Source organism: Microbacterium sp. Z10_103, assembly GCF_058310455.1.
The window spans coordinates 3140961-3166644 of sequence record NZ_JBZEGK010000001.1 but is presented as its reverse complement, the minus strand read 5'-3'; the positions used below and the strand labels follow the sequence as shown (position 1 = coordinate 3166644).

The window sequence follows — 25684 nt, the reverse complement described above, 5'->3', positions numbered from 1 at the left end:
TCGTGACCGACCGCTCCTGCACAGGCCCGGTTCTTCCCGCGTCCCTCACCGATCCCCGGGAGAGCCCGCGGTCGCGCCGCGCGGAGCGGCACGCTGGACGCGTGACGATCCCGATTCTCGCCCCTCCCGCCCTTCTCCCGGCCTCGACGCTGGCGAGCCTCGAGATCGTCGGCGACGTCCTTCAGACCGTGCGGGCGGTGCAGGATCGCGTCGACGCCCTCGTTCTGCGGTCGGCCCGTCTCCAGGACGCGGTGCGCTGGCAGGCGCCGTCGGCTCGTGCGTTCGGAAGCCGCGCCGAGGAGATCGAACGGGTGCTGTGCGTCGCGCAAGCCCAGATCGAAGGGGCTCTGGACGGGCTGGCCGCCACGCGGGCGCGCATCATCGTCGGAGCGCCGATGCCGTGAGCGAACTCACCATCCTCGCCGGAGGGGTCATCGAGGTCGACACCGAAAGCCTGCGGGAGGCGGCCTCGCGTCTGCGATCGCTCTCGGAGCAGACGGATGACGCGATCCATGTCCTCCGGGGCGCGCCCGAGAGGCTCGCGGGCGTCGCGGGCCAGCCGCCGGCAGAAGAGCTCTACACGGTCGGCGTCGTCCTCGCCGACGCCGCCGAGCTGGCCGCCGACCTCGCGGCGGCGGTGGACCAGGCGGCCGATCTGTACGAGGCGGTCGAGATGCTCGCCCAGCGCGCCGCGGCCCGAGCGGCCGGCGACGACGCCGCCGTCGCGCGATGGGATGAGCGGATCGCCGCCGCCCGCCCCGACGACCCCGATCTCTGGCTGGAGGCGCAGGAACTCCTCGCGAAGGGCCCGGAGCGGGGTGACCTTTCGTCTCAGGCGTGGCTCGGGTCGCTGGGAGCCGGACCGTTCGTCGGGTCGCTCGTGCCGGTCCTCCTTTCGACCCTCGGGGCCGGCGTCGACGCGCTCCGGCTCGGGCCGGTGGGCACCCGCGAGCGGCTCCGCGGGGCAGGCGATCCGGTGGCGATCCGACGGATGGCGTCGGCGCCCTCTCTGCCGCCCGCGACGCTCGCCGCGGCAGCCGCGCGCATCCCCGGGGGTGAAGACGCCCGTGTGCGTGTCGAGCGCTACACGATGCCCGGGGGCGCGCGGCAGTTCACCGTCTATGTCGCCGGAACGCAGTCTGTGGCCGGTGCCGATCCGTTCGATCTGCGCTCCAACGTGCAGCTCTACGGCGGGGAGCGCTCCGCCTCGTACCGGGCCGCCCTCGCCGCCCTCGAAGACGCCGGTGCCGAGCCGGGCGACGTGGTGCACGTGTTCGGTTACTCCCAGGGAGCGATGGTCGGCGAGCGCCTCGCTCTCGAGGGGCCGTATGAGACGCGAACGCTGGTGTCGTTCGGCGCGCCCATCCAGGCGGACGTGGGGTCGGGAACTCTGGCGGTCACGATCCGGCACACTGACGATCCCGTGGCCGCGCTGCAGGGCGGCGGGCACCCGGTCACGGTGGGAGCGCCGGGAAGTTTCATCGTCGAGCGCACTGCCGACGCCCCGGCAGGATGGCACGACCTCACCGCCCCCGCACATGAGATGACCGCCTACGCCGAAACCGCGGCGCTCCTGGATGCGTCGGACGACCCCCGTGCCGCGGGCCTGCACGCGGTGTTCCGCGACCTGGGCGAGGCCGAACGAGGGGTGGGGGGCGATTACGCGGCGGAGCGGGTCAGTCTTTCCGGCTCGGGCGGAACAGAGCGCCGAGGATCGCGTTGATGACGGTGATGATGAGGGCGGCCAGCACGCCCCACCAGAAGTGCTCGACCCGCAGGCCGAAGTCCCACAGCGTCGTGATCCATGCCGTCAGCCACAGCAGGAACCCGTTGATCACCAGCGAGATGAGCCCGAGCGTGAGGATGTACAGCGGGAAGGCGAGCACCTTCAGCACGGTGCCGATGATGCCGTTCACCACGGCGAAGATCGCGCCCACCAGCAAGGCGGTCAGTGCCACTTGCAGCCACTCGCCCGGAGGGAAGGCCACGAGGCGCACCTGCAGCACCGTGATGAGTGAGACCACCCAGATCGCGAAGGCGTTGATGAGAACGCGGACGATGAAACGCACGGGGCCACTATGCCAGAGCCGTCGGCACGTGTGCAGTGGCCCGCGGCTAGGCTCGACGGGTGACCGCCGACGATGACGCGCCCATCCTCCCCCGCATCCGACCGGAGATCGCCTCGCTTCCGGTGTACCGGCAGGGACGACAGGCCGGCGCCGACGCCTTCAAGCTCTCGAGCAACGAGAACCCCTTCGACCCGCTTCCCGGCGTACTGGAGGCCGTGGCCGGCGCCGGCGAGCTCAACCGTTATCCGGACGCCTCGGCAACGGTTCTGCGAGAGCGGCTCGCCGCGCGATTCGGCGTCTCCGTCGACGGCGTGCATGTGGGAGCGGGGAGCGTGTCGATCATCGCGCAGCTGATCCTCGCCGCCGCCGGACCCGGCGACGAGGTCATCTATGCGTGGCGTTCCTTCGAGGCGTACCCGACCCTGGTGAACGTCGCCGGGGCCACGGCGGTCGAGGTGCCCCTCACCGACGATGCCCGCCATGACCTGCCCGCGATGGCCGCAGCGGTGACCGAGCGCACGCGGGTCATTCTCGTGTGCAGCCCCAACAACCCGACCGGCCCGATCGTCACCCAGAACGAGTTCGCGGCCTTCCTCGACGCCGTGCCGGCCGACGTGATGATCATCCTCGACGAGGCGTACGCCGAGTTCGTCACCGACCCGGACGCGGTGGACGGGTTGCGGGTGCTCGGTCTTCTCGGGCGGCCGAACGTGGTGGCGCTGCGCACCTTCTCCAAGGCGTACGGGCTGGCCGCCCTCCGCATCGGGTACGCGATCGGGCACCCGCGGGTGCTGGATGCGGCGCGCGCGACCATGATCCCCCTCTCGGTCACCGCTCAGGCCCAGGTCGCTGCGCTTGCGTGCCTCGACCACGAAGCCGCCCTGCTGGAGCGCGTGGGCGTGATCAGCGAGCGCCGCGACCGCCTCGCGGCAGGGCTGCGCGACGCGGGATGGAGCGTGCCGCAGGCGCAAGGCAATTTCGTGTGGCTTCCCGCCGGTGCGCACACCGACGAGTTCGCCGCCGCCTTCGCGGACGAAGGGTTGATCGTCCGCCCGTTCGCCGGGGACGGCCTTCGCGTGTCGGTCGGCGAGGAAGAGTCTGTCGAGAAGGTCCTACGGATTGCTGCATCCGTTGTCCGGACCCTCCCGGAAGGCCACGCGGGCCGCGGGTTAGCGTGGGAACTGTGACAGGGCCCGAAATGACCGGAACGCTCGACGACCCGGCACTGGTGCGCGTGCTCGCCGCCGATGGGACGCTTGCGCCGACCCCGGCCGCGGAGCCGTATCGCGAGCTCATCGATGCGCTCACCGACGCCGAACTCGAGCAGTTCTATCGCGACATGATCTCCATCCGCGCGTTCGACCGTCAGGCGACCAACCTGCAGCGGCAGGGGCAGCTCGCCCTGTGGCCGCCGAGCTGGGGCCAGGAAGCCGCGCAGGTCGGGTCGGTGCGCGCGGCCCGTGCGCAGGATCATCTGTTCCCCTCGTACCGTGAGCACGTCGTCGCCCAGGTGCGCGGCGTGGATCCGCTGCACATCCTGCGGCTGATGCGCGGTCTCACCCACGGCGGCTGGAATCCGTTCGATCCGGCGAACGGCAACACCCACCTCTACACCCTCGTGCTCGGGGCGCAGACCCTGCACGCGACCGGGCTGGCGATGGGGCTGGTCTTCGACGGTAAGTGCGGCACCGGCGACGTGGAGCGCGACGAAGCCGTCATCGTGTACTACGGCGACGGCGCATCCAGCCAGGGTGACGTGCACGAATCGATGGTCTACGCGGCCAGCTTCCGTGCCCCCGAGGTCTTCTTCCTGCAGAACAACCAGTGGGCGATCTCGGTTCCGGTCGCGACCCAGTCGCGCTCGCCGCTTTACCGGCGCAGCGAGGGTTACGGCATCCCGAGCGTGCAGGTCGACGGCAATGACGTGCTCGCCAGCTACGCCGTCACGAAGGTCGCCCTCGACGAGGCCCGCGGCGGGGATGGCCCGCGCGCCATCGAGGCGATGACCTACCGCATGGGGGCGCACACGACCAGCGACGACCCCACCAAGTACCGCACCTCCGATGAGGAGCAGTCCTGGATCGGCCGCGACCCGATCGCGCGGATGCGGGCGTTCCTGCAGTCCCGCGGCGCCTCGGAGGCGTTCTTCGACGAGGCGGATGCGGAGGGGCAGGCGCTCGCCGACGACATCCGTACCCGCACGACGAACGCGGCGACGACCCTCGACCCCGAGCAGATCTTCGCGAACGTGTACTCCGAGCCGCATCCGCTCGTCGAGGAGGAGCGCCGGTGGCTCGCCGCGTACGAGGCCTCGTTCGAGGGAGGCGCGTCATGAGCACCGAGATGCCGCTGGGCAAGGCCCTGGGCGCGGGGCTCCGCCGCGCGCTCGAGGAGGACGACCGCGTCCTCCTCATGGGCGAGGACATCGGTCCGCTGGGCGGGGTGTTCCGGATCACCGAGGGGCTGCAGGCCGACTTCGGCCCGCAGCGCGTCATCGACACGCCGCTGGCCGAGTCGGGCATCGTGGGCACCGCGATCGGTCTGGCCATGGGCGGATTCCGACCTGTGTGCGAGATCCAGTTCGACGGATTCGTCTTCCCCGGGTTCGACCAGATCACCTCTCAGCTGGCGAAGATCACGTACCGCCACGAAGGGGCCCTGCAGATGCCCGTGGTCATCCGCATCCCCTACGGCGGTCACATCGGCGCGATCGAGCATCACCAGGAGAGCCCCGAGGCGTACTTCACGCACACACCCGGCCTGCGCGTGGTGAGTCCGTCCACCTCGAACGACGCGTACTGGATGATCCAGGCCGCCATCGCATCGCCCGACCCGGTGATCTTCCTCGAGCCCAAGAGCAAGTACTGGCAGAAGGGCGAGGTCGACACGACCGCACCGGCCCTGCCGTTGCACGCCAGCCGCGTGGTCCGCCGAGGCACCGACATCACCCTCGTCGGCCACGGCGCGATGGTCACGACCCTGCTGCAGGCCGCCGCTCTCGCCGAGGGGGAGGGCACGAGCTGCGAGGTCATCGACCTCCGCTCGCTGTCACCGGTGGACTACGGGCCGATCCTCGACTCCGTGCGGCGCACGGGCCGCATGGTCTACGCGCAGGAGGCGCCCGGGTTCACGAGCCTCGGGAGCGAGGTCGCGGCCACGGTCGCGGAGCGCGCCTTCTACTCCCTGGAGGCCCCGGTTCTGCGGGTGTCGGCCTTCGACACCCCCTTCCCCCCGGCAAAACTCGAGGCGACGTACCTGCCCGACGCCGACCGCATCCTCGAGGCCGTCGATCGCGCCCTCGCCTACTGACCCGTCCCGAAAGGACACTCGGATGAGCACCCAGACCTTCCTCCTCCCGGACGTCGGTGAAGGCCTCACCGAGGCCGAGATCGTCTCGTGGCGGGTCGCTCCGGGCGACACCGTCGCCGTCAACGACGTGCTGGTGGAGATCGAGACGGCCAAGTCGCTGGTCGAGTTGCCGTCGCCCTTCGAGGGATCCGTCGGCGAGCTGCTGGCTGCCGAGGGCGACACGGTGAATGTCGGGGCACCGATCATCACGATCACGGCCGCCGACGCCGGTGGGTCCGCCGCGCCGGCCGTGGTCCCCGCATCCACAGACCCGGGCGGCGCCGTGCTGGTCGGTTACGGCACCGGGGGCCAGGTGCAGTCGCGCCGTCGTCGGACTGCCGAGCGCCCGGTCGCCGCATCCGTCGGGGTGGTGGCCAAACCCCCGATCCGCAAGCTCGCGCGTGACCTCGGTGTCGACCTCACGGACGTCACTCCGAGTGGCGCGGCGGGCGAGGTCACGCGGGAGGACGTGCTGAAGCAGGCGTCGCAGGCGAGCGTCTTCCGCAACATCGAGACTCCCGAGTGGGGGGATGTGCGCGAGGAGACGATCCCCGTCGGCGGCCCGGCTCCGGCGGCTGCGTCCGCTCCGGCTGCGCCGGCCGCACCGGCCGCGGCTCCTGCTCCGGCCGCTGCATCCGCCGGCACCGACGCTCGCGAGGAGTCGATCCCGGTGCGAGGAGTGCGCAAGGCGGTGGCCACCGGGCTGGTCCGCACCGCCTACTCCGCCCCACACGTGTCGGTGTGGACCGACGTGGACGCCACGCGGACGATGGAACTGGTCAAGCGGCTCAAGGCGTCCCCGGACTTCGCGGACGTCAAGGTCTCACCCTTGCTGATCATGGCGCGGGCGGTGATCTGGGCGGTCCGTCGCACGCCGATGGTGAACGCGGCGTGGATCGACACCGAAGACGGGGCGCAGATCCGGCTGCACCACTACGTCAACCTCGGTATCGCGGCGGCCACGCCGCGCGGCCTTCTGGTTCCGAACATCAAAGACGCGCAGGAGCTCAGCCTGCGCGATCTCGCCCGCGCCCTGCAGAAGCTCACCGTGACCGCGCGCGAGGGTAAGTCCACTCCCGCCGATCAGCAGGGCGGCACCATCACGATCACCAACATCGGTGTGTTCGGGATGGATGCGGGGACCCCGATCATCAACGGGGGTGAGGCCGGGATCGTCGCGCTCGGCACGATCCGGCAGAAGCCGTGGGTCGTCGATGGCGAGGTGCGCCCGCGGTGGGTCACCACGGTGGCGGGCTCGTTCGATCACCGCGTGATCGACGGGGACGAGATGAGCCGCTTCATCGCCGACGTCGCGTCGATCCTGGAGGAACCCGCCCTCCTCCTCGACTGACACGCCTGCTCCTCGACTGACACGCTGCTTTCTCCTCGACTGACGCTGCTTTCTCCTCGACTGACACGCTGCTTTCTCCTCGGCTGACACGCTGCTCTCCCGCGCGAGAACGACCGGTTGCGGGCCGGTACGGCGACGGCGAGGATGGGTCGGGTTCCGGCAGCACGACGAAGGAGTCGACGCGATGACGAAGTACCTGATCTCGTTCCCCAGTGGCGCCATGGACCTCTCCGGCGTCGATCTGCAGACGGTGGCGGACGAAGCCCACGCTGTGGTGCAGGAGGCGAAGGACGCCGGAGTCTGGGTGTTCGGCGGCGGCATCGACGAGAGCATCCCGCCTGTCATGGTCGGCGGGGACGGCACCGTGACCGAGGGCACCTATCCGCAGACGGCGCGCCTGGAAGGCGGCTACACCGTGCTCGAAGTGCCCTCCCGAGAGGCGGCGCTGGAGTGGGCCGCGAAGTTCGCCGTGGCCTGCCGGTGCGCGCAAGAGGTGCGCGCCTTCGGGGACGACGCGGCCAGTTGACGCTCGGTCACCGTGGCGCGGCGGGCGCCGGGTCTCTCACCTGCGGCCGCGGCATCTGCCCCGGTGACGGGTGAGAACGATTATCAATAGCCGCTAAGGTAGGCGCATGACGCGTTTCCGCTCGGCTTCCGCTCTGCTCGCGGCCTCCGCCTTCGTTCTCGCGGGATGTGCCGGCAACGCGGCGGGGGCCGACAGTGATGATGGGACCGTCCAGGTCGTCGCATCCACCAATGTGTACGGGCAGATCGCCGAGGCGATCGGCGGGGATGCCGTCGAGGTGACCTCGATCGTGACCGCGGCGTCGCAGGATCCGCACTCGTTCGAACCCAGTGCGCGCGATCAGCTCGCCGTCAGCCGCGCCGAGCTCATCCTGGAGAACGGCGGCGGCTACGACGGCTTCATCGATGCCCTGATCGAGTCCTCCGGCACGGATGCGGCGGTCCTCACCGCCGCCGAATACTCCCACGACTGGCCGGGCAACGGCGGACACGACGACACCGATGCGGCGCCCGGGCACGACCACAGCGACCATGAGCACGTCGAAGGATTCAACGAGCACGTCTGGTACGACCCGCGCACCATGGCGCACTTCGCCGAGGCGATCGCCGCCGAACTCACCGAGTTCGCTCCGGACAGCGCCGCAGACATCGCCGCGCAGCTGGAGGAGTTCTCGGCCGGCGTGACAGGGCTCGAGGACGCCCTCGCCGAGATCGCGGCCGTAGACGCCGGTGCACCGGTGTTCGTCACCGAGCCGGTTCCGCTCTACCTGGCCGCCGCCGCCGGGCTGGAGAACGTCACTCCCGAGGCCTTCACGGAAGCCGTGGAGGAGGGTCAGGATGTCCCGCCCGCCACGCTCCTCGAAGCGCTCGACCTCCTGGAAACGGGGGAGGTGCGCGCTGTCATCGCCAACGCCCAGACCGGGGGAGCGGAGACCGACGAGGTGCTGCGGGAGGCGGAGAGCGCGGACATCCCCGTCGTCGAGTTCGCGGAGACGCTCCCGGAGGGTCAGACTTACCTTTCGTGGATGGACGAGAACGTCGCGGCGCTGGCCGCCGCGCTGGGTCGGTGACATCCGCACGCCCGCTCGAGATCCACGGGGCCGCCCTCCGGCGGAACGGCCGGACGCTGTGGAGCGGCCTCGACCTCGACGTGGAGCCGGGCGAGCTCATCGCCGTGCTCGGGCCGAGCGGTTCGGGAAAGACGACGCTCCTCCGCGCCATCCTGGGCCTCGAGAAGCTCAGCGCCGGCAGCATCCGTGCCCTGGGAACCGAGGTGCACCGGCGAGGAAATCGCGGAATCGGCTATATCCCCCAGCAACGTCCGCTTCCGGCTGAGACGGCTCTGCGGGGGCGTGACCTCGTCGCCCTGGGTGTCGATGGGCACAGGTTCGGCCTGCCCATCCCGCGCCGCGGCGACCGCGCACGGATCGACGCGCTCGTGAGCGAAGTCGGGGCGGAGGGCTTCGCCGACCGGCCCGTCGGAGTGCTGTCCGGGGGGGAGCAGCAGCGACTGCGCGTGGGGCAGGCGCTCGCCGACGAGCCGCGCCTGCTGTTGTGCGACGAGCCGCTGACGAGTCTCGACCTCGCCAACCAGCAGGCCGTCGTCCGGCTGATCGACCGCCATCGCCGCGACACCGGCGCGGCCGTCCTCCTCGTCACCCACGACATCAACCCGGTGCTCGGGAAGGTCGACCGCATCCTGTACATCGCCGGGGGACGGTTCATGCTCGGCCGCCCCGACGACGTGCTGAACTCGCGCGTGCTCACCGAGCTCTACGGCGCGCCCGTCTACGTGCTCCGCGCGGGAGATCGCCTCATCGTCGTGGGTGCCCCCGACGCCGAAGAGTCGCACCATCACCATGAGGGCGAGCACTGATGGGGGCGGATGCGTGGGACGCCCTGTTCGGCGGGCTGCCCGACTACGGCGCCATCCTCGCGCTGGTGTCGAACTCGGTGATCGCGGGGGCGGTTCTCGGGCTCGTGGGCGGGCTCATCGGCGTCTTCGTCATGCAGCGCGACATGGCTTTCGCCGTGCACGGGATCAGCGAGCTGTCGTTCACGGGCGCCGCCGCCGCCCTCCTCCTGGGGTTCGACGTCGTCACCGGCTCGATCATCGGATCGCTGGTGGCGGCGGGGATCATCGGATGGCTCGGCGCCCGCGCCCGCGACCGCAATTCGATCATCGGCGTCCTCATGCCCTTCGGCCTGGGGCTCGGCATCCTGTTCCTGTCCCTCTACGACGGGCGCAGCGCGAACCGGTTCAGCCTGCTCACCGGGCAGATCGTCTCGGTGCAGAGCGGGCAGCTCGGCTGGCTGATCGCGATCTCCACCATCGTGCTCATCGCGCTCGTGATGATCTGGCGGCCGCTCCGCTTCGACTCGCTCGACCCCCAATCCGCTGCGGCGCGGGGAGTGCCCACCACGGCGGTGTCGCTCGCGTTCATGCTGCTGCTCGGTCTCGTCGTCGCGGTGGCGGTCCACATCATCGGGGCGCTGCTGGTCATGGCGCTGCTGGTCACACCCGCCGCCGCCGCCATGCGGGTGGCCTCGAGCCCCGTGGTCGTTCCCGTGCTCGCCGCTGTCTTCGGGTTCGTCTCGGCGGTCGGCGGCATTCTCCTCGCCGTGGCCGGAACTCTTCCGGTGAGCCCCTACATCACCACGATCTCGTTCGTGATCTACCTCGTCTGCCGCGTGATCGGCAGTCGCCGCGGGCGCGTGGCGCGCACGGCCTGACGCAGCCGCCGCATCCGCTCCGGGCTTCTGCCCCGCCTCGCCCCGCTTCATCCCCGCCCGCCTGCGGGTCGGGCACCCGGGTCGCGTGGAGGCCGCGCGGGTAGGATTCCGGGCATGATCCAGCGCAACACGTGGCAGCGCGAACGCGTCCGCGAGGCGCTCGCCGACGCCAGGGGATTCGTCAGCGCCCAGTCGCTGCACGCTGCCCTGCGCCATGAGGACACCGGGATCGGGCTGGCCACGGTCTATCGCACCCTGGCGGGGATGGCCGCGCAGGGCGAGGCCGACTCGCTCCAGAGCCCCGAGGGGGAGAACCTCTTTCGCGCCTGCACGTCGACCGGGCACCACCATCACCTGATCTGCCGATCGTGCGGCCTCACGGTCGAGATCGAGGCCTCCGACGTCGAGCAGTGGGCGCGGAGCACCGCATCCCAGCACGGATTCAGCGACGCCGAGCACGTCGTCGACATCTTCGGCCGATGCGCGTCGTGTGCGCAGACGGCTCGCGAGAAGGCGTGACGCAGACCCGCTCGCAGCCCGCCCGGCAGCGCTCACCCTCCCGCCCGACGCCGTGGCTCCTCGCCGGCGCCGCGGCGGTCCTGGCGCTGTTCGCGATCGATGCGTTCGCCCCAGCCCTGTTCGCCGAGGCCCTTCCCACGCGGGCGCAGGACGGGCTGACCCTCGCGCTGAGCGTGCTCGTCGAGTCGCTCCCGTTCGTGGTGCTCGGCGTCGTGCTGTCCGTGGTCGTGCAGGTGTGGGTGCCGCCTGGTGCGATCGAACGGTGGATGCCGCGGCGCGCCTGGGCGCGGCGGGCGGTGCTCTCGCTCCTCGGCATGCTGGTGCCGGTGTGTGAGTGCGGTAATGTCCCCTTCGCGCGCGGCCTGATGATGCGCGGGTTCTCGGTCTCCGAGACGCTCACGTTCCTGGTGGCCGCCCCGATCGTGAACCCGATCGTGATCCTCACAACGCATGCCGCGTTCGGATGGAGCGACGGCATCCTGATCGCCCGCCTGGTGGGCGGCTACCTCGTCGCCAATCTCCTCGGCTGGCTCTACAGCCGCCACCCCGATCCCGACGCGCTGCTGACGGACCGGTTCCGTCAGGCCTGCGAAGTCGGGCAGGGATCCGGATCCGGGGGCGTCGGCGACAGGAGACGACGGAGCCTCGCGCAGTTCGTCGTTGAACTGCGCGCCGTGATGCCGGCACTGGTGATCGGTTCGGCTCTGGCCGGAGCGGTGCAGGTGCTCGTCCCTCGCGCCACGCTCCTGGCGATCGGGTCTGATCCCGCTCTGTCCATCGCCACGATGATCGTGCTCGCGATGGTGGTCTCGATCTGCTCGAACGTCGATGCGTTCTTCGCGCTCTCCTTCGCCTCGGCGTTCACTCCCGGGTCGCTCGTGGCGTTCCTGCTCGTCGGGCCGCTCGTCGACGTGAAGATGCTCGCGCTGCTGCGGACGACCTTCACCACGCGCGTGCTGATCGGGATGACGGCGATCGTCGTCGCCGCAGCCTTCGCCCTGGGAGCGGTGGTGAACCTCCTTGCGTGAGTCCGTGCGTCGATCACTCACCACCCGCTGGCTGGGTGTGGGCCTGTCGGCGAGCCTCGCCGTCGTCACGATCGGGCTCGCCGCTACGGGCCGACTGGCCCTCTACGTCAACCCCGATTCGGCCTGGTTCACCGTCGGTATGGCGATCGTGGTGCTGGCCGGCGCCGTGGCGAGTTTCGCGTTGCCCCTCGGCGATGAGGCCGAGCACGGCCACGATCACGGTGCGGATGCTGCGCCCGGGAGCCATCCCCACCCCGGGCGCCCATCCGGGATGGCGACCGCTGCGTCGGCGACCGGCGGCATCCTCGCTTCCGGCATCGTCCTGACGATGGTGGCCACCCCTCCCGCGTCGCTCTCGGCGGAGTTGGCGATGTCACGTGATGTCGACACCGCCCCCCTGTTCGCCGGTAACGACGTGGTCACCCTCGCGGCCTCCGGCGACACCTCGCGGTTCGGCGTCGGCGAGTGGGCCGGCGTGTTCGCGTCGGCGACCAACCCCGACGGATTCGACGGCGATCCGGTGACCCTCACCGGATTCGTCACTCCCGGCGGCGACGGCGATTTCGCGCTCAGCAGGCTCGTGATCACGCACTGCGTCATCGACGCGCAGTCGGCCAGCCTGCCGGTGTCCTCCTCCGCCCGCGCGCCGGAGACCGGCCAGTGGGTGACGATCTCCGGCACGATCCGCTCAGACGCCGACGGTGCGCTGCGGGTGCAGGCAGACGAGATCACCGCGATCGACGAACCCCGGGACCCGTATGAGTACTGATTCGCGGCGGTCCCGTTCGCGGCGGCGGCGCGGCCGCGGCTTCCGGCTCGCCTTCGCCGCCGTCCTCGGCGCACTCGTTCTGGTCGCGGGGGTCGGTGCCGCCGTGAGCGTCGCGCAGGGTCCGCGCCTCACCGACGTGCAGGCGGATCCCGGGGCCGCCGTGGAGGCGTCAGGGTCGCGCGTCATCCTCACCACGACCCAGTCACTGCGGGAGGTGGACGCGGCGCAGGTGGAGGTCGACCCCGTCACCCCCTTCACCGTCGACACGTCCGGCCGCAGCATCGGCGTGCGGTTCACGCATCCGCTCGCCGATGACACCCGGTACACCGTTCGCGTCCGCGATGTCCGTGGCCTCGGGGCCGGACCCGCCGCCACGCTGGAGAGCACGTTCCGCACGCCGCCGCTCGAGCTCTACCTCCTGCAGCGCGAATCGGGGGAGGGCGCCGACACGATTTACCGCACCGATCTTTCGGGCGACGCCGCATCCGCGGTCTTCTCGCATCCGCACATCGAGGACTACCGTGCGACGGCAACGCAGCTGGTGGTGTCCGCGATGGAGGACGATACTGCGGTGCTCCTCGTCGTCGATCCCGCCACCGGCGCCGACCGCGCTCTGCCGCTGCCGGGGAACGGGTTCGTCTCCGCGCTGCAGTCCGCCGACCGCGGGGACCGTATCGGGTACACCTACTCCGACGCCTCCCTGAGCGCCGAAAGCGGCCGGGAGAGCGTTCTGTTCACGGCATCCCTCGCCGATGCCGCCGCTGATGAGTCGCCGGAGGAGGTGGCTCTGCCCGGCGACGATGTCCGTGTCGCGGACTGGCGGTTCGTGCCCGACACCGACCGCATCCTCGCCCTCACCTTCGACGGGCGGCTGCTGCTGGCCGGACCCGACGGGTCGGATGCGGCGCCGCTGGGGTCGGCGTTGGCGATCGAGGGGATCGCCCGCGGCTCCACGCAGGCGATCGTGGAACGGAACGAGGGGATGGCGGTGCTGGACCTCAGCGACGGCAGCGAGACGCCGTTGGCCGCCGCCACCGACGACATCGGGCTTTTCGGCACGGTCACACCGGTGCCCGGTGACCGCGCGGGGACGATCCGCGCCGCCGCCGCGATCAGCGACGCCGGCGCGCTGGTGTCGAACTCGGTGGTGCACGTGAGCGCCGATGGAACGGTGTCGCCGCTCCTGACGCTGGATCGCGCCGATGCGCTGGTGCAGACCTGCGTGTCGCCCAGCGGTCGCTACGCCGCTGTGGTCCTTGCTCCAGACGCGGCCGAGAACGCGTACGACCGCTACCGGCTTCCGCTGCCCGAACGCCTCGAGACGCGCGTGATCGAGATCCGTACCGCTGACGAGGCCGCGGGGCTCGGCGGATACGGCCCGTCGTGGTGTCAGGCGCCGCCGTCATGAGCACGCACCGTCCCGCCACGCGGGCCGATCTCCTCGGTCTCCCGCTCGAGGTCGCTCCGCGCCTTCTCGGCGGGCTGCTGCGAACCCGCATCGGCGACGACACCGTCGTCGTGCGCCTCACCGAAGTCGAGGCCTACCACGGTCTCGGAACGGGCGAGATCGGCGACCCCGGCTCCCACGCCCGCGGTGGACCGACGCGCCGCAACGCCACCATGTGGGGCGAGCCGGGGCACCTCTACGTGTATCTCAGCCACGGCATCCACTCGTGTGTGAACGTCGTGTCCGGCCCGGAGGGCGTGGCCGGCGGAATCCTGCTGCGCGGGGGCGAGATCGTTCAGGGCGAGGATGCCGCGACCCGGCGCCGCCTCGAGAGGCGCGGGGTGGTGCGCTCGCCGCGCGACCTCGCCCGCGGCCCGGGACGCCTCGGCGACGCCATCGGCCTCCGCCATCCCGTGCACGACGGGATCGACGCCGTCACCGGGGCCGAGCAGGCCGGCGCGACCGCCCGCTTGGAACTGCCGACGGAACTCCCCTCGGAGATCGCCACGGGGCCGCGCGTGGGCGTGGCCGGGGTGGCCGGAACGGCCGCGTTCCCGTGGCGCTTCTGGATCGCGGGAGACCCGACGGTGTCGCCCTTCCGGTGGGGCCGCGGCGCCGAGGAGGCAGCGCGCTCGGCCGGCACACCGCCCGTGCTAGACTGACCCCTTGTCCGCGCGCACTCCAGCGCGTGGTTCGTGCTTCGTCTCGTTTGCTCGCTCAGCGACCGGCGGCTTCTGCCCCCGAGTTCCGGTGCGTTCGCCGCGGGATGGGGTGCAGACAAGGGATCTTGGGTGGGGCCGTCCGGCTTCACGGTACAGAAGGAGACATCACCATGGCAGCAGTGTGCCAGGTGACTGGAGCGGTTCCCGGCTTCGGTCACAGCATCTCGCACTCGCACCGCCGGACGAAGCGCCGCTTCGACCCGAACGTGCAGAAGAAGACCTACTTCGTTCCGTCGATGGGTCGCAACATCAAGCTCAACGTGTCCGCCAAGGGCATGAAGGTCATTGACGCACGGGGCATCGAGTCCGTCGTGAAGGACCTCGTCGCGAAGGGTGTGAAGCTCTAATGGCGAAGAAGGCTCAGGACGTTCGTCCGATCATCAAGCTGCGCTCGACCGCCGGCACGGGATACACCTACGTGACGCGCAAGAACCGCCGCAACAACCCCGACCGCATCGTGCTGAAAAAGTACGACCCTGTCGTGCGCAAGCACGTCGACTTCCGAGAGGAGCGCTGATCTCATGGCCAAGAAGAGCAAGATCGCGCGCAACGAGCAGCGCAAGGTTGTCGTGGAGCGCTACGCCGCAAAGCGCGCCGAACTGAAGAAGGCGCTCGTCGACCCGACGTCTACCGACGAGCAGCGCGAGGCCGCCCGTGTCGGCCTGCAGAAGCTGCCCCGCAACGCTTCGCCCGTGCGCGTCCGCGGCCGCGACGCCATCGACGGTCGCCCCCGCGGCAACCTGTCGAAGTTCGGCATCTCGCGTGTGCGCTTCCGCGACATGGCGCACCGGGGCGAGCTGCCCGGCGTGACCAAGTCGAGCTGGTAAGGCTCCGACAAGCAGCTGCCACAGCATCCGCGAAAGGGCGGGGGTTCTCCGGAACTCCCGCCCTTTCCGCATCCGGCGCGCCTGAGCCGAGGAGATTCAGCCCGAGCGAGGACCCCTCGGGCTGAATCCGTCCTCGCTCCGGCCGTTCGCCTCGTCTCGGGCGAGGATCCCGGCGTCAGCGCCGGGCGCGATGGAGCCCCTGACCCACCGCGCGGAGAACGAGATCCAGGACCGTCGACCACTGACCGACCACTTGCGTATAGGTGACGCGGATGACCCCAGAAGGCGGAGCCGGGCGTCATGCTCGACATCCGCCGCGCGCTGCGCCCCGACGTGGTGCCCGCCGTCGATCTGCAGCACCAGACGTTCCCCGATGAGGAGATCCACGCGATGTCCGGCGATCCACACCTGCGACACCAGCGGGAGACGCAGGAAACGTAAGCGCACCACGACGAAGGTCTCCAGGCCCGAATCGCGGTAGGCGCTGGCCTCACTGAGCAGCTTCCGGGCGCCCGCGCTCAGGTCGTAGCCGGCGAGGGCGAGAGGATCCGCGAGCTCGAGACGGAAAGCCGAGTCCCAGATGGCCAGCGCGCGCTCGTGGGGCTGACACGCCGCGACCAGAGCGAGTACGTTCTCGATGGGATCCTCGAGGCGATCCGGATGCCGGGGCACCAGCGGGCGGTGACGGTGAACGGTCGCCCGGGCGACCGAGACCGCCCCCGCGTGAGCCGGCGCCGCCACGTGAGTCCGGCCGTCGGACAGCGTCCAGCTTCCCGATCGCTCGGCTTGCGTGACACAGGTCAGGAGGACGCCGTCGCGGGCCGCGCTGACGAGAAAAGGGTCCGCGTCCGGGAGCGCGACCCACACCCTCCTCAGCCGGATGAGTCGCCCGTCCGCCGTGGCGCGGGCGATCTCGTGCTTGGAGGTCCCCGCGCGATCAGCGTCGCGCTGCGCCACCCCTCCGGCGGCACGGACGGCTTCGACGGCGTGGATGGTCTTCAGCATGAGCTCATCATTCGGTCCCGCTTCCCCCTGCATGGATGGGTGCGGTCGTTCGGTGGAAAGCGCTGCGCGGAGCGCCCCTGGGGAGGGTGAGCGAAGTCCTCGGCCCAGGCGAGGACATCCGCCGAAGCGAGGAGCCGAAGCGCAGCATGCACCCTCGCGCGGGCAGATCTCCTCTCCTCGGGCGGGTGGGAGAGCGTCCCATCGGTCACATCCGTCACATCCGGGCGCGACACGCCCACGGATCCGCGCCGAAAGGGCCAAAAATCCGCGGAATTCCGCGGGTTCGTTGATAGATTCGAGGCGGTCGATCCGACCACCGGGGGCATCGCCCCCGTCCGATGTAACGCAGGCGGCCAGTTCGGCCGCCCGGGAGGACCACCGAATGGCTGACAAGTCCATCACCAAGACCGAACTCGTCGCGAGCATCGCCAGCGCGACGGGGCAGAGCCAGTCCGCTGTGTCGGGCGTACTCGACTCCCTCTTCTCCACTGTGTCCGAGGCAGTCGCCAAGGGCAGCAAGGTCTCGATCCCCGGTTGGATCGCGTTCGAGCAGGTCGAGACGTCCGCGCGCACGGGCCGCAACCCGCAGACGGGCGAGGAGATCGCGATCCCCGCCGGCAAGCGCGTCAAGGTCACCGCGGGTTCGAAGCTGAAGGCCGCCGTCAAGTAAGACGACGTCACGCGAAGCGAAGGGGGGATGCTGCGGCATCCCCCCTTCGTCCTTTCCCCAGAAACGCGCACGTAGGCTGGTGGGGTGACCCTCACTTCCCCTCCGCGCCGCGCCGAGGCGCCGCGCGGGGCCGTGGGGTCGGAACGCCCGCGGCGAGCTCTGCGGCTGGCCGGCCCGATCATCCTGGTCGTGGCCGCGGTCGTCACCCTCTTCTGGGGCCTGGCTTACGGAGGCGGTGCCGCGCCGCTGGCGCTCGGCGACCCCGGTCCGGTCGTGCGCTGGGGTCTGCCCGTCGCGACCCTGGCCGTGAACCTCACCGCCGCAGGGATGATCGGGTCGCTCGTCCTCGCCCTTTACGCTCTTCCGGCCGGTGAGCGCGCGTTCGACGTGGCGCTGGACACCGCATCGGCCAGTGCCGCGCTGTTCACGGTCGCGTCCGCGCTGACCGGGTTCTTCACGTTCGTGAACACGATGAACGCCGCCCCGAGCGCGGATGCGCTCTTCGGCCAGCAGCTCGGCCGGTTCCTCGTCGAGGTCGAGCTCGGCCGCACGTGGCTGCTCACGACGGTCGCCGGTGCCGTGCTGACCGTGCTGACGTTCGCGGTCCGCTCGTGGACATCCACGTTCTTCGTCGCCCTCCTCGCCATCGTCGCGCTGGTGCCGATGGGAACGCAGGGCCATTCGGGTGAGGAGGCCAACCACGACTCCGCCGTGCTGGCGCTCGTGCTGCACATCATCGGCGCCGCGGTATGGCTGGGCGGCCTGATCCTGCTCGTGATCATCCGCCCGATCCTCGATCGGGAGATGCTGAGCCGGGTTCTCCTCCGCTACTCGAGTCTGGCGCTGGTCGCCTTCGTCGTCGTCGCCGTGTCGGGGACGGTTCGTGCCTCGGTGGGCCTCGGTGGATGGGCGGCGCTCGCGAGCCCCTACGGGGTGCTCGTGATCGTCAAGGTCATCGCGCTGCTGGCGATGGGAGTCCTCGGCGCCTGGTATCGCAAGCGCCTGATCTCGCGCACGCGCGAGGACGGAGCATCCCGCCGCTTCTGGGGACTGGTGGGGCTCGAGCTGGCGTTCATGGGCATCGCCAGCGGCGCCGCAGCAGCGCTCGCGCGTACTCCTCCGCCCGGTTCGGCGGGCGCCCCCGCGCTGAACTCCCCGGCCGAGATCCTCACCGGCTCACCCGTTCCGCCCGAGCTGACCATCGGACGGTGGCTGACCACGTGGGACATCGACCTGCTCTGGCTGTTCGCGGTCGCCTTCGGACTCTTCTTCTACCTCGCCGGAGTATGGCGCCTGCACCGCCGCGGTGACGGGTGGCCGGTGTACCGCACGGTGCTGTGGGTGGCGGGGATGCTGCTGCTGCTGTGGGTGACGAGCGGGCCGATCAACGCGTACCAGGACTACCTGTTCAGCGTGCACATGGTGGGTCACATGCTGCTGACCATGGCGATCCCGCTCCTGCTGGTGCCGGGGGCCCCGGTCACCCTCGCCGCGCGCGCGATCCGTCGTCGCGATGACGGCACCCGAGGCGGCCGCGAGTGGATCCTCTGGGCCGTGCACAGCCCCGTCGCGCGGGTGCTCACCAATCCGTATATCGCGGCAGGCCTCTTCATCGGATCGCTGTGGATCTTCTACTACACCGACCTGTTCCGCTGGTCGCTGTACGACCACCTCGGGCACGAATGGATGGTCGCGCACTTCCTGCTCACGGGCTACCTCTTCGTGCTCTCCCTGATCGGCATCGACCCGGTGCCGTACCGGCTGCCGTACGCCCTGCGGCTCGTGCTCCTCATCGTCGTCATGGCGATGCACGCCTTCTTCGGCATCGCCATCATGATGCAGAGCGGCCTGATGATCGCGGAATGGTTCGGTTCCATGGGACGCACCTGGGGCGCCGATCCGCTCGAGGACCAGTACATCGGCGGGGGTGTCGCGTGGTCGATCGGCGAGCTCCCGACCCTGATCCTGGCGATCACCGTCGCGATCCAGTGGAGCCGATCGGACGAGCGGACGCAGCGCCGCCGCGATCGGCACGCCGACCGCACGGGCGACGCCGAGCTACACGAGTACAACGCTCAGCTGGCGGCGCTCGCCGAGCGCGATGCCCGCGCGCGCCCCTGAACCGCCGGCTACTCGGCGTTCTGCCCCTGCACCTGAATGGATGCGGTGCCGTCCGCCTGGACCGTGATGGATCCGAACACCGAGAACGGCACGTCTTCTTCCACCCTGCGCACTGAGCCGTCGAAGAGCGAGCGGATGTCCACGGCGATATGAGCCACGGCCTCGGCCGGCACGATCCGCCATCCCGCACCATCGGGCTCCACGCGCACCTCCGGTTGCTGCACGATCGACCAGGCCGGCGCGTCGACGATGCGGTTGCGGACCTGGAACCCGAAGGGGCAGCCGGTCGGCTGCAGCACCTCCTGTGCGGCGCACGCGGCGAGGAACTCGTTCATCCGCTGCTGCACGACGGCGACGAACTCTTCGGTCGCTTCGGCCTGGATGTCGACCGGGACGGCGGCCCGCGGCGCGTCGGCGAGCACCGCCACGCCGGGGGTCGCCGAGATGGCGGTGTCGACTCCGACCGAATACAGGCCGGGGGAGAAGATGAGGAGCGGCAGGGGGGCCAGCGGGTCCGCCTCCGCACCGTCCGGCGACACCTGCCGCTTGTCGATCTCGAAGCCGTTGACGTCGAACCGCATCGACCCGCGCACAGTGAGGTCCATCATGGCGAGAGGACTGGTGGCGAAGCGCCAGGACGGGGCGATGCCGGTCCATCCGTCCTGCACGACGGAGAAGGTGGTCCTTCCCGGCAGGCCGCCGGCGTGGTAAGACACGGTGATCTCCGTCAGCTCCCCCTCGACCTTCTCGTCGATGATCTCGACGTCGGTCAAGGCGGCGAGGGCGTCATGGCGCAGCAGCACATCGGATGCGGTGGGGCTGAGCCCCGCGGCCTGCAGCGCCGCCGCATCCATCGTCACGCCGGGAACCGCGCGCGCATCGGCTGCGCGCCCGTCGGACAGGAGATCCAGGTACCGCAGCACGAAGGCGGTGGGGCTGTACACCTCGCGGTAGAGGGTCACCCCGGCGGCGGCGAGGGCCGCCACCAGCAGCACCCCGACGACGGCCAGCGTGGTCAGGTCACGGGCCAGACGACGCGAACGGCGCCGAGGGGCGGAATCGCCGCTTTCTGCGGTCGCCTCCGGCCGCAGAGTGTCCGATGGCGAGGGCGTCTGCACGGTCTCAGTCTAGGAACCCGTGCCTCCGTAAGCCCCGTGAGGGTCACGGGGCTGCATGGGCGAGTTCCTCCATGGCGAACCGCTGGACCATGCCGAACGCGGCGAGCTGGCCCGTCGACATCGCGAGGACGACCGAAGCCAGCGGAGCCGGCCACGCCTCGCTCTGGGCCATGTCGCCGACCGCAGAGACGCCGTCGACGCTGGTCTGTCCGACCCCATCCACCGCCACGAGCCCGAACGCATTCACGGCGAGGCCCAGCTGCTCGGCGAACGGCGCCCGCTGCGATGAGCGCGGGTGAACGAAGACACCCGCCACCTCGAGGGTCGATCCGTCGGCGAGGTCGAGGGTGAGACCGTCGGATGTTTCGTGGACACGCTCGACGGCGGATGGAGCCACGACGTGCACCTCCGAAGCGACAGGGCGGAGCTTGGCGGCCTGAACGGCCGCGTGGGGGTTCTCCGCGATGACCGCGACCGGGCGGCCCGCGAACTCATGTCCGTGGCAGAAGGGGCAATGCGCCACCTTGTGGCCCCACTGCGCGGCGAGACCGGGGATGTCGGGAAGCGCATCCGTGATCCCCGTGGCCAGGATCACCGTCCGTGCGTGCACCGTCGTGCCGTCGCCGGTGGTGACGAGGAAGCCCTCATCTTCCCGCGTGATGGCGGTGACCGGTTCGTCGCGCACCTCGACCGTTTCGTAGGCGGCGAGTTCCGCGCGTGCCCGCGCCCGGAGCTCGGCCGGAGGGGTGCCGTCGAATCCCAGCACATTGTGGACGTGCGCGGTGGGGTCGTTACGGTATCCGCCTTCATCGAAGAGCACCGTCGGGCGGTGCACGCGGCCGAGAGTGAGGGCTGCTTGCAGGCCGGCGGGACCCCCGCCGACGATCACCGTGTCGTACATGTCACTCCTTCAATTTGCGTAGGAGACGATCCTGTGACTTCATGTCAACATGAAGTCAAACGGTGAGGCGATCGGCGATATTTCCGCGCAGTTCGGGCTCGACACCCACGTCCTCCGGCACTGGGAAGAGATGGGTCTCCTGCACCCCGCCCGCGACCCCGCCGGCCGGCGGCGGTACTCGGAGGGCGATCGGGTCCGTGTGGCCGTCATCCTGTGCAGCAAGGCATCCGGGATGAGCCTCGATCAGATCGCCGCGCTGCTGGACGCGGCTCCCGCCGGCCGCAACCGGATGCTGCGTGAGCACCTTGCCGAACTGGACCGCCGAGCCGCGGAGATCCAGCGCGCGCGAGAGATGGCCGAGCATGCGTTGCACTGCCGTGCGCGCGATGTTGCGACCTGTCCCCGCTTCCAGGTGCACGTCTCGGAGCTGTCCGTCGGCACTCCGGACGATCGCACACGCACCGCGCGGGGGCGAAGGGCGCGCGCCGCGGCGTGACGGCACCTGTGCACAGCCGGATGTCCGCCGGCGTCCGGTGCGTACCGTGGCGCGACGGCGCGCGACGGGAACTACCATGAACCGGTGAGCACGCCGTCCCTCTCCGCCGAGCAGGAGGCTCTGTTCCGGCTCATCGAAGACACGCGCGAGCATGTGTTCGTCACCGGCCGTGCGGGCACGGGCAAGTCCACGCTTCTGCAGCATCTCGCGTGGAACACGAGCAAGCAGATCGCCGTCTGCGCCCCCACGGGCGTCGCCGCGCTCAATGTGGAGGGCCAGACCATCCACTCGCTCTTCCGGTTGCCCATCGGGCTCATCGCCACCAGTGAGATCGAGCAGTCCGACGTCACCCGCAAGCTGCTGAACGCGATCGACACGCTCGTGATCGACGAGATCTCCATGGTCAACGCCGACCTCATGGACGGCATCGACCGGTCGCTGCGGCAGGCTCGCGGCCGGCGCGCGGAGCCGTTCGGTGGCGTGCAGATCGTCATGTTCGGCGACCCCTACCAACTCGCGCCGGTGCCGCCGCGGGGCGACGAGATGCGCTACATCCGCGACCACTACCGGTCGTTCTGGTTCTTCGATGCGAAGGTGTGGGCGGGTTCGGAGGGAGCGGACGGCGCGCTCGACCTCGGCCGTTACGGGACCGACCTCAACGTGCGGGAGCTGGCCGAGATCCACCGCCAGTCCGACCCCGCGTTCAAGGCGCTGCTGAACGCGGTCCGCTACGGGCGGGTGACGGCCGACATGGCGGGGGTGCTCAACAACGCCGGCGCACGCACGCCTCCGAGCCCGGCCGACGGGGAGCATCCCATCATCACGCTCGCCACCCGCAACGACATCGTGAACACCATCAACCGGCGGCACCTGGACGAACTGGTCGGGCGGATGCAGACGGCCAACGCCGATGTCAGTGGCGACTTCGGGCGGGGTGAGGGGAACTATCCCGCCGATGTCGAGCTGAAGCTCAAGGTGGGGGCGCAGGTGATGTTCCTCCGCAACGACGTGTCGACGTACGGGGAACCGCCTCGCTGGGTCAACGGCACGATCGGCACCGTCACCCGTATCGCCGGCGGCACGGTGCGCGTCGAGGTGGATGGTACCGAGCACGATGTGGAGCCGGCGGTGTGGGAGAGATTCCGCTACTCGTACAACCCCGGCACGCGGACGCTGTCCCGCGACGTGGTCGCCGAGTTCACGCAGTTCCCCCTCCGCCTGGCGTGGGCGGTGACGATCCACAAGTCGCAGGGGAAGACGTACGAGCGCGCCGTGATCGACCTCGGCTCCGGCGCCTTCGCGCCCGGCCAGACCTACGTCGCGCTCAGCCGCCTCACGAGCCTGGACGGCCTTTACCTGTCGCGGCCGCTCCGGCCCAGCGACATCCGCGTCGATCCCGACGTGCAGCGGTTCATGAGCACCGCGCTCCGCGCCCGCGCGTAACCCGCGCGCCCCCGCCCTCGTCCCGCCCGCCCGCCCGTCCCGTCCCGTCCCGTCGAGAAACGACATTCCGGACGAGAAACGGCGCGATGCGTCATGTCTCGGCGGAATCGTAGTTTCTCGGCGAACGACGGGGAGGGGCGGAAGGGCGGACGGGTCAGGCTACGGCGGCCTTCGCGCGAGCGAGGTCTTCGAACAGCTCCGTGTTGAAGCGGTAGGCCTGCAGCACCTCGTCGATCACGCGTTCCTGCTCCGGTGCATCCCAGGGGGCCGCGTCGAGTTGCTCGCGGTAGACGTCCTTGAACGCCGTCGGGTCGGCGATGTCGGCGAAGACGTAGAAGCCCACGCCGTTGGTCTCGAAGCCGAAGCGGCGTTGCATGAGCCGCCCGATGAACTGTCCGCCCGAGAGGTCGCCGAGGTAGCGGGTGTAGTGGTGGGCGACGAAGCCACCCGCCCAGGTGGTGCCCACTTTCCGGATGCGCTCCACATATCGCTGGGTCGTGGGGAGGGGGTGGATGCTGTCGCGCCAGTCGGGTCCGAGGAGGAACTCCAGATCGGCCTCGAGTGCGGGAAGGCGGGTGAGGCGGTCGGAAATGAAGACCGACGCCACCGGGTCGCGGCGCATCCGCTCAGCCGCCTCCTCGAGCGCGGCGTAGATGAACCAGTGCTGTGCCACGAGCGCGACGTAGTCGTCTCGTGTGCCCTCGCCCTGCATGAGGTCGGACATGAATCCGGAGTACTCGCTGGAGGAGTGGGCCGCGCTGGAACGCTCGCGCAACGCTGCCGAGAACGAAAGGACGTCGCTCATGTGCGCCATCCTAAGGCAAGAGTTAGGCAAGCCTAAGTGCGAGAATCACGTGGCTCGGTCTCAGTCGTGCGGTCGGGCTTCCAGACCCAGCCGCCGGCACGACTCGTCGTACAGGGCGACGATCTCCCGCCGGACCTGGCGCCGCTCGGTGATGGGACCGCCCGGCCACGGGACCCGCAGCGAGGTCGTGGTGCCGTCGGCCGCCACCACGGTCCACTCGCCGCCATCCCCGTCGAATCCGGTCATCGTCGCGTCGCGCGCATCCGCCACTCCGAACGCCTGCGCGATGAGCAGATTGTCGTCGGCGTGGTCGTCGTTCATGTGACGCAGCACGCCCGCGAGGGCCCCGTCGTCGAAGGTGTGCGGCATGGGGACCACATTAGGGACAGTCGTGATGGAGACGTGACCCGCACCCGGCCGAAAGCCTCTGGGCGCGTCCAGCGGGTGTGTTTGAATTCATGTGCACGTCATGCGACGCGCTGAAATTCCCGGGGGTAAGGATGCGGTTCCATCGCGGTCGCGGCCTTCTCGCCGTCGCTTTGGGCGTAGCTGCCCTGGCCACAGCGCTGAACGGATGCTCCGCTCCTCAGGCGGTCGAGATCGATCTGCCGGCTCAGACCGAGCGCGGACTCCCCGATGAGACGGCATCGCAGCTGGAGGCCGCCGTCACCGCTGCCATGGGCGCCGCCGGCGCATCCGGCGCCATCGTGGGTGTGTGGGCTCCATGGAGCGGAAGCTGGGTCTCGGGCCTCGGCACGCAGGCTCCGGGGGGTGCCGGCGGCGCGGTCGATGCCGACATGGCCTTCCGGGCGGCAGATGTCACGCGCGCGATGACCTGCGACGTCCTGTTCCAGGTCGCAGCCGAAGGAACGGTCGATCTCGACGACAGTGTCGTCCACTACGTCAACGGCTTCCCCGACCTCGACAACATCACGCTGCGTCAGCTGTGCGACGGCACCGCGGGTGTCGGCTCGTTCACGCCGCAGCTGCAGTCGCTGATCTTCTCCAACATCGAACGGCAGTGGGACCCCCGCGAGCTCGCCGGCTACGGACTCGGCCTCGACCGCATCGAACCGGGGACCGCCTACCGCGACTCCGACGCCGGGTATCTGCTCCTGGGGTCGGCGCTCGAGCGCGCGACGGGGGAGAGCATGCGGGATCTGCTCGCGGAACGGGTCACAGAGCCCCTCGACCTCACCGTGACCGAGCTGCCTACCCGCCCGGCCGCAGCACCCTCGGACGACGCATCCCTGCACGGGTACTGGTCGACGGCGGATGCTGCGGGGGCGTGGAACTGCGCCGAGCCGCCCGATGTGACCAGGATGTCGGCGAGCATCGGCTGGGCCGACTCCGGTGCCGTGACGAACATCACCGACCTGGGCCGGTATGCGCAGGCCCTGGCCACGGGCGCGCTCACCCCGGAGGCGACCGATCGCTTCGAGAACCCGCTGCCCGTCGCCGCCGATCAGCCGACCTGGTTCACCGCCGCCGGCGGCGCGTATCAGGCGGGTGCGCTCATCGGGCAGTACGGCTCGATCCCCGGGTATCTCACCGCCGCATTCGCCGACCCGCGAACCGGGCTGACCGTCGCGGTCGTGCTCAACAATTCCGGCGCCAACCCCTCGATGAGCGCGTGGCTCGCGTGGGAGCTGGCCGCGATCGCTTCCCAGGCGCCGGCGGCGGAAGGGGAGAGCATCCCCGAAGCAGGCCTGCCATGGACGGCGCAGCAGTTCCACGACACGATCGCGGCGAACGCCATCTGCCAGGCACCCCCGCAGTGACCCCGG

At 70.2% G+C, this 25684-nt stretch carries 29 protein-coding genes; 23 read left to right on the top strand and 6 right to left on the bottom strand.

Going from position 1 to position 25684, the window contains the following annotated elements; genetic code table 11:
* Positions 1 to 101 precede the first annotated feature (101 nt).
* Positions 102 to 404, top strand: a complete 303-nt coding sequence (locus AC4FS2_RS15345; RefSeq protein WP_491155392.1) for a hypothetical protein — start codon at positions 102 to 104, stop codon at positions 402 to 404.
* The gene (locus AC4FS2_RS15340; protein WP_491155394.1) at positions 401 to 1723 is read left to right on the top strand and encodes a hypothetical protein; all 1323 of its coding nucleotides are present in this window, start codon (positions 401 to 403) and stop codon (positions 1721 to 1723) included. The genes AC4FS2_RS15345 and AC4FS2_RS15340 overlap by 4 nt, the downstream gene beginning before the upstream one ends.
* Here AC4FS2_RS15340 and AC4FS2_RS15335 read toward each other — a convergent pair.
* Complete coding sequence (locus AC4FS2_RS15335) at positions 1677 to 2069, bottom strand: phage holin family protein (RefSeq protein ID WP_491155396.1); 393 nt, start codon at positions 2067 to 2069, stop codon at positions 1677 to 1679. The two genes, AC4FS2_RS15340 and AC4FS2_RS15335, sit on opposite strands and share 47 nt — an antisense overlap.
* 59 nt (positions 2070 to 2128) lie before the next feature.
* Between AC4FS2_RS15335 and AC4FS2_RS15330 the strand changes: the two genes are divergently transcribed.
* The 16 genes from AC4FS2_RS15330 to rpsN all read left to right on the top strand — a co-directional run bounded on the left by AC4FS2_RS15330 (position 2129) and on the right by rpsN (position 15338).
* Positions 2129 to 3256 carry a histidinol-phosphate transaminase gene (locus tag AC4FS2_RS15330; protein WP_491155398.1) on the top strand — a complete coding sequence of 376 codons (1128 nt, stop codon included), beginning with the start codon at positions 2129 to 2131 and terminating at the stop codon, positions 3254 to 3256.
* An 11-nt stretch (positions 3257 to 3267) separates the two neighbouring features.
* A complete protein-coding gene (locus AC4FS2_RS15325) occupies positions 3268 to 4404 on the top strand; it encodes a thiamine pyrophosphate-dependent enzyme (protein WP_491155724.1) in 1137 nt (378 codons plus the stop codon).
* Complete coding sequence (locus AC4FS2_RS15320) at positions 4401 to 5378, top strand: alpha-ketoacid dehydrogenase subunit beta (protein ID WP_491155400.1); 978 nt, start codon at positions 4401 to 4403, stop codon at positions 5376 to 5378. Before AC4FS2_RS15325 ends, AC4FS2_RS15320 begins: the two co-directional genes overlap by 4 nt.
* A gap of 22 nt (positions 5379 to 5400) precedes the next feature.
* Entirely contained in the window at positions 5401 to 6768 is a 1368-nt protein-coding gene (locus AC4FS2_RS15315) for a dihydrolipoamide acetyltransferase family protein (protein WP_491155401.1), read from the top strand.
* Between the two features lie 184 nt (positions 6769 to 6952).
* Positions 6953 to 7294 carry a YciI family protein gene (locus AC4FS2_RS15310; protein ID WP_491155404.1) on the top strand — a complete coding sequence of 114 codons (342 nt, stop codon included), beginning with the start codon at positions 6953 to 6955 and terminating at the stop codon, positions 7292 to 7294.
* Between the two features lie 106 nt (positions 7295 to 7400).
* Positions 7401 to 8363, top strand: a complete 963-nt coding sequence (locus tag AC4FS2_RS15305) for a metal ABC transporter solute-binding protein, Zn/Mn family (RefSeq protein WP_491155406.1) — start codon at positions 7401 to 7403, stop codon at positions 8361 to 8363.
* Positions 8360 to 9169 (top strand): metal ABC transporter ATP-binding protein, encoded by an 810-nt coding sequence (locus AC4FS2_RS15300; protein ID WP_491155408.1) that lies wholly within the window; start codon positions 8360 to 8362, stop codon positions 9167 to 9169. The genes AC4FS2_RS15305 and AC4FS2_RS15300 overlap by 4 nt, the downstream gene beginning before the upstream one ends.
* Positions 9169 to 10026, top strand: coding sequence for a metal ABC transporter permease (locus AC4FS2_RS15295; protein ID WP_491155410.1), 858 nt, complete (start codon positions 9169 to 9171; stop codon positions 10024 to 10026). Before AC4FS2_RS15300 ends, AC4FS2_RS15295 begins: the two co-directional genes overlap by 1 nt.
* A 114-nt stretch (positions 10027 to 10140) precedes the next feature.
* Positions 10141 to 10545: a Fur family transcriptional regulator gene (locus tag AC4FS2_RS15290; RefSeq protein WP_491155412.1), complete on the top strand. Its 405-nt coding sequence runs from the start codon at positions 10141 to 10143 to the stop codon at positions 10543 to 10545.
* Entirely contained in the window at positions 10506 to 11573 is a 1068-nt protein-coding gene (locus AC4FS2_RS15285; RefSeq protein WP_491155414.1) for a permease, read from the top strand. Before AC4FS2_RS15290 ends, AC4FS2_RS15285 begins: the two co-directional genes overlap by 40 nt.
* Before the next feature lie 4 nt (positions 11574 to 11577).
* Entirely contained in the window at positions 11578 to 12342 is a 765-nt protein-coding gene (locus AC4FS2_RS15280) for a TIGR03943 family putative permease subunit (protein WP_491155416.1), read from the top strand.
* Positions 12332 to 13750 (top strand): hypothetical protein, encoded by a 1419-nt coding sequence (locus AC4FS2_RS15275; protein WP_491155418.1) that lies wholly within the window; start codon positions 12332 to 12334, stop codon positions 13748 to 13750. Before AC4FS2_RS15280 ends, AC4FS2_RS15275 begins: the two co-directional genes overlap by 11 nt.
* A complete protein-coding gene (locus tag AC4FS2_RS15270; RefSeq protein ID WP_491155420.1) occupies positions 13747 to 14451 on the top strand; it encodes a DNA-3-methyladenine glycosylase in 705 nt (234 codons plus the stop codon). The genes AC4FS2_RS15275 and AC4FS2_RS15270 overlap by 4 nt, the downstream gene beginning before the upstream one ends.
* 170 nt (positions 14452 to 14621) lie before the next feature.
* Entirely contained in the window at positions 14622 to 14858 is a 237-nt protein-coding gene (rpmB, locus tag AC4FS2_RS15265) for a 50S ribosomal protein L28 (protein WP_491155422.1), read from the top strand.
* Positions 14858 to 15028 carry a 50S ribosomal protein L33 gene (gene rpmG / locus AC4FS2_RS15260; RefSeq protein ID WP_013584775.1) on the top strand — a complete coding sequence of 57 codons (171 nt, stop codon included), beginning with the start codon at positions 14858 to 14860 and terminating at the stop codon, positions 15026 to 15028. The genes rpmB and rpmG overlap by 1 nt, the downstream gene beginning before the upstream one ends.
* A gap of 4 nt (positions 15029 to 15032) precedes the next feature.
* A complete protein-coding gene (rpsN, locus tag AC4FS2_RS15255) occupies positions 15033 to 15338 on the top strand; it encodes a 30S ribosomal protein S14 (protein ID WP_491155425.1) in 306 nt (101 codons plus the stop codon).
* A gap of 96 nt (positions 15339 to 15434) precedes the next feature.
* On the opposite strand, the gene AC4FS2_RS15250 is transcribed toward rpsN, so the two are convergent.
* Positions 15435 to 16343 carry a DNA/RNA helicase gene (locus tag AC4FS2_RS15250; protein WP_491155427.1) on the bottom strand — a complete coding sequence of 303 codons (909 nt, stop codon included), beginning with the start codon at positions 16341 to 16343 and terminating at the stop codon, positions 15435 to 15437.
* 382 nt (positions 16344 to 16725) lie between these two features.
* Between AC4FS2_RS15250 and AC4FS2_RS15245 the strand changes: the two genes are divergently transcribed.
* Both AC4FS2_RS15245 and AC4FS2_RS15240 read left to right on the top strand, forming a co-directional pair.
* Entirely contained in the window at positions 16726 to 17013 is a 288-nt protein-coding gene (locus AC4FS2_RS15245; RefSeq protein ID WP_125133173.1) for an HU family DNA-binding protein, read from the top strand.
* Between the two features lie 132 nt (positions 17014 to 17145).
* Positions 17146 to 19134 carry a bifunctional copper resistance protein CopD/cytochrome c oxidase assembly protein gene (locus AC4FS2_RS15240; protein WP_491155726.1) on the top strand — a complete coding sequence of 663 codons (1989 nt, stop codon included), beginning with the start codon at positions 17146 to 17148 and terminating at the stop codon, positions 19132 to 19134.
* Positions 19135 to 19142: 8 nt separating this feature from the next.
* Here the strand turns inward: AC4FS2_RS15240 and AC4FS2_RS15235 are convergent, their stop codons facing one another.
* The gene (locus AC4FS2_RS15235) at positions 19143 to 20252 is read right to left on the bottom strand and encodes a hypothetical protein (protein ID WP_491155429.1); all 1110 of its coding nucleotides are present in this window, start codon (positions 20250 to 20252) and stop codon (positions 19143 to 19145) included.
* A 43-nt stretch (positions 20253 to 20295) separates the two neighbouring features.
* Positions 20296 to 21153: an NAD(P)/FAD-dependent oxidoreductase gene (locus AC4FS2_RS15230; protein ID WP_491155431.1), complete on the bottom strand. Its 858-nt coding sequence runs from the start codon at positions 21151 to 21153 to the stop codon at positions 20296 to 20298.
* A 49-nt stretch (positions 21154 to 21202) separates the two neighbouring features.
* On the opposite strand from AC4FS2_RS15230, the gene AC4FS2_RS15225 reads away from it, so the two are divergent.
* Both AC4FS2_RS15225 and AC4FS2_RS15220 read left to right on the top strand, forming a co-directional pair.
* On the top strand, positions 21203 to 21649 hold the full coding sequence (locus AC4FS2_RS15225; protein WP_491155433.1) for a helix-turn-helix domain-containing protein: 447 nt from the start codon (positions 21203 to 21205) through the stop codon (positions 21647 to 21649).
* 84 nt (positions 21650 to 21733) lie between these two features.
* The gene (locus AC4FS2_RS15220) at positions 21734 to 23092 is read left to right on the top strand and encodes an ATP-dependent DNA helicase (RefSeq protein ID WP_491155435.1); all 1359 of its coding nucleotides are present in this window, start codon (positions 21734 to 21736) and stop codon (positions 23090 to 23092) included.
* A gap of 154 nt (positions 23093 to 23246) precedes the next feature.
* Here the strand turns inward: AC4FS2_RS15220 and AC4FS2_RS15215 are convergent, their stop codons facing one another.
* On the bottom strand, positions 23247 to 23897 hold the full coding sequence (locus AC4FS2_RS15215) for a biliverdin-producing heme oxygenase (protein ID WP_491155438.1): 651 nt from the start codon (positions 23895 to 23897) through the stop codon (positions 23247 to 23249).
* 60 nt (positions 23898 to 23957) lie between these two features.
* The gene (locus AC4FS2_RS15210; protein WP_491155439.1) at positions 23958 to 24266 is read right to left on the bottom strand and encodes a DUF2470 domain-containing protein; all 309 of its coding nucleotides are present in this window, start codon (positions 24264 to 24266) and stop codon (positions 23958 to 23960) included.
* Positions 24267 to 24397: 131 nt separating this feature from the next.
* Between AC4FS2_RS15210 and AC4FS2_RS15205 the strand changes: the two genes are divergently transcribed.
* Positions 24398 to 25678, top strand: a complete 1281-nt coding sequence (locus tag AC4FS2_RS15205; protein WP_491155441.1) for a serine hydrolase domain-containing protein — start codon at positions 24398 to 24400, stop codon at positions 25676 to 25678.
* The last annotated feature ends 6 nt before the right edge of the window (positions 25679 to 25684 follow it).

Bases quoted from the DNA above. Each gene is read 5' to 3' on its own strand.
- AC4FS2_RS15275 (WP_491155418.1), top strand. From the start codon at position 12,332: ATGAGTACTGATTCGCGGCGGTCCCGTTCGCGGCGGCGGCGCGGCCGC.
- AC4FS2_RS15205 (WP_491155441.1), top strand. From the start codon at position 24,398: ATGCGGTTCCATCGCGGTCGCGGCCTTCTCGCCGTCGCTTTGGGCGTA.
- AC4FS2_RS15245 (WP_125133173.1), top strand. From the start codon at position 16,726: ATGGCTGACAAGTCCATCACCAAGACCGAACTCGTCGCGAGCATCGCC.
- AC4FS2_RS15230 (WP_491155431.1), bottom strand. From the start codon at position 21,153: ATGTACGACACGGTGATCGTCGGCGGGGGTCCCGCCGGCCTGCAAGCA.
- AC4FS2_RS15285 (WP_491155414.1), top strand. From the start codon at position 10,506: ATGCGCGTCGTGTGCGCAGACGGCTCGCGAGAAGGCGTGACGCAGACC.
- AC4FS2_RS15310 (WP_491155404.1), top strand. From the start codon at position 6,953: ATGACGAAGTACCTGATCTCGTTCCCCAGTGGCGCCATGGACCTCTCC.
- AC4FS2_RS15270 (WP_491155420.1), top strand. From the start codon at position 13,747: ATGAGCACGCACCGTCCCGCCACGCGGGCCGATCTCCTCGGTCTCCCG.
- AC4FS2_RS15250 (WP_491155427.1), bottom strand. From the start codon at position 16,343: ATGCTGAAGACCATCCACGCCGTCGAAGCCGTCCGTGCCGCCGGAGGG.
- AC4FS2_RS15305 (WP_491155406.1), top strand. From the start codon at position 7,401: ATGACGCGTTTCCGCTCGGCTTCCGCTCTGCTCGCGGCCTCCGCCTTC.
- AC4FS2_RS15295 (WP_491155410.1), top strand. From the start codon at position 9,169: ATGGGGGCGGATGCGTGGGACGCCCTGTTCGGCGGGCTGCCCGACTAC.
- AC4FS2_RS15210 (WP_491155439.1), bottom strand. From the start codon at position 24,266: ATGCCGCACACCTTCGACGACGGGGCCCTCGCGGGCGTGCTGCGTCAC.
- AC4FS2_RS15325 (WP_491155724.1), top strand. From the start codon at position 3,268: ATGACCGGAACGCTCGACGACCCGGCACTGGTGCGCGTGCTCGCCGCC.
- rpsN (WP_491155425.1), top strand. From the start codon at position 15,033: ATGGCCAAGAAGAGCAAGATCGCGCGCAACGAGCAGCGCAAGGTTGTC.
- AC4FS2_RS15225 (WP_491155433.1), top strand. From the start codon at position 21,203: ATGAAGTCAAACGGTGAGGCGATCGGCGATATTTCCGCGCAGTTCGGG.
- AC4FS2_RS15215 (WP_491155438.1), bottom strand. From the start codon at position 23,897: ATGAGCGACGTCCTTTCGTTCTCGGCAGCGTTGCGCGAGCGTTCCAGC.
- AC4FS2_RS15315 (WP_491155401.1), top strand. From the start codon at position 5,401: ATGAGCACCCAGACCTTCCTCCTCCCGGACGTCGGTGAAGGCCTCACC.
- rpmB (WP_491155422.1), top strand. From the start codon at position 14,622: ATGGCAGCAGTGTGCCAGGTGACTGGAGCGGTTCCCGGCTTCGGTCAC.
- AC4FS2_RS15320 (WP_491155400.1), top strand. From the start codon at position 4,401: ATGAGCACCGAGATGCCGCTGGGCAAGGCCCTGGGCGCGGGGCTCCGC.
- rpmG (WP_013584775.1), top strand. From the start codon at position 14,858: ATGGCGAAGAAGGCTCAGGACGTTCGTCCGATCATCAAGCTGCGCTCG.
- AC4FS2_RS15290 (WP_491155412.1), top strand. From the start codon at position 10,141: ATGATCCAGCGCAACACGTGGCAGCGCGAACGCGTCCGCGAGGCGCTC.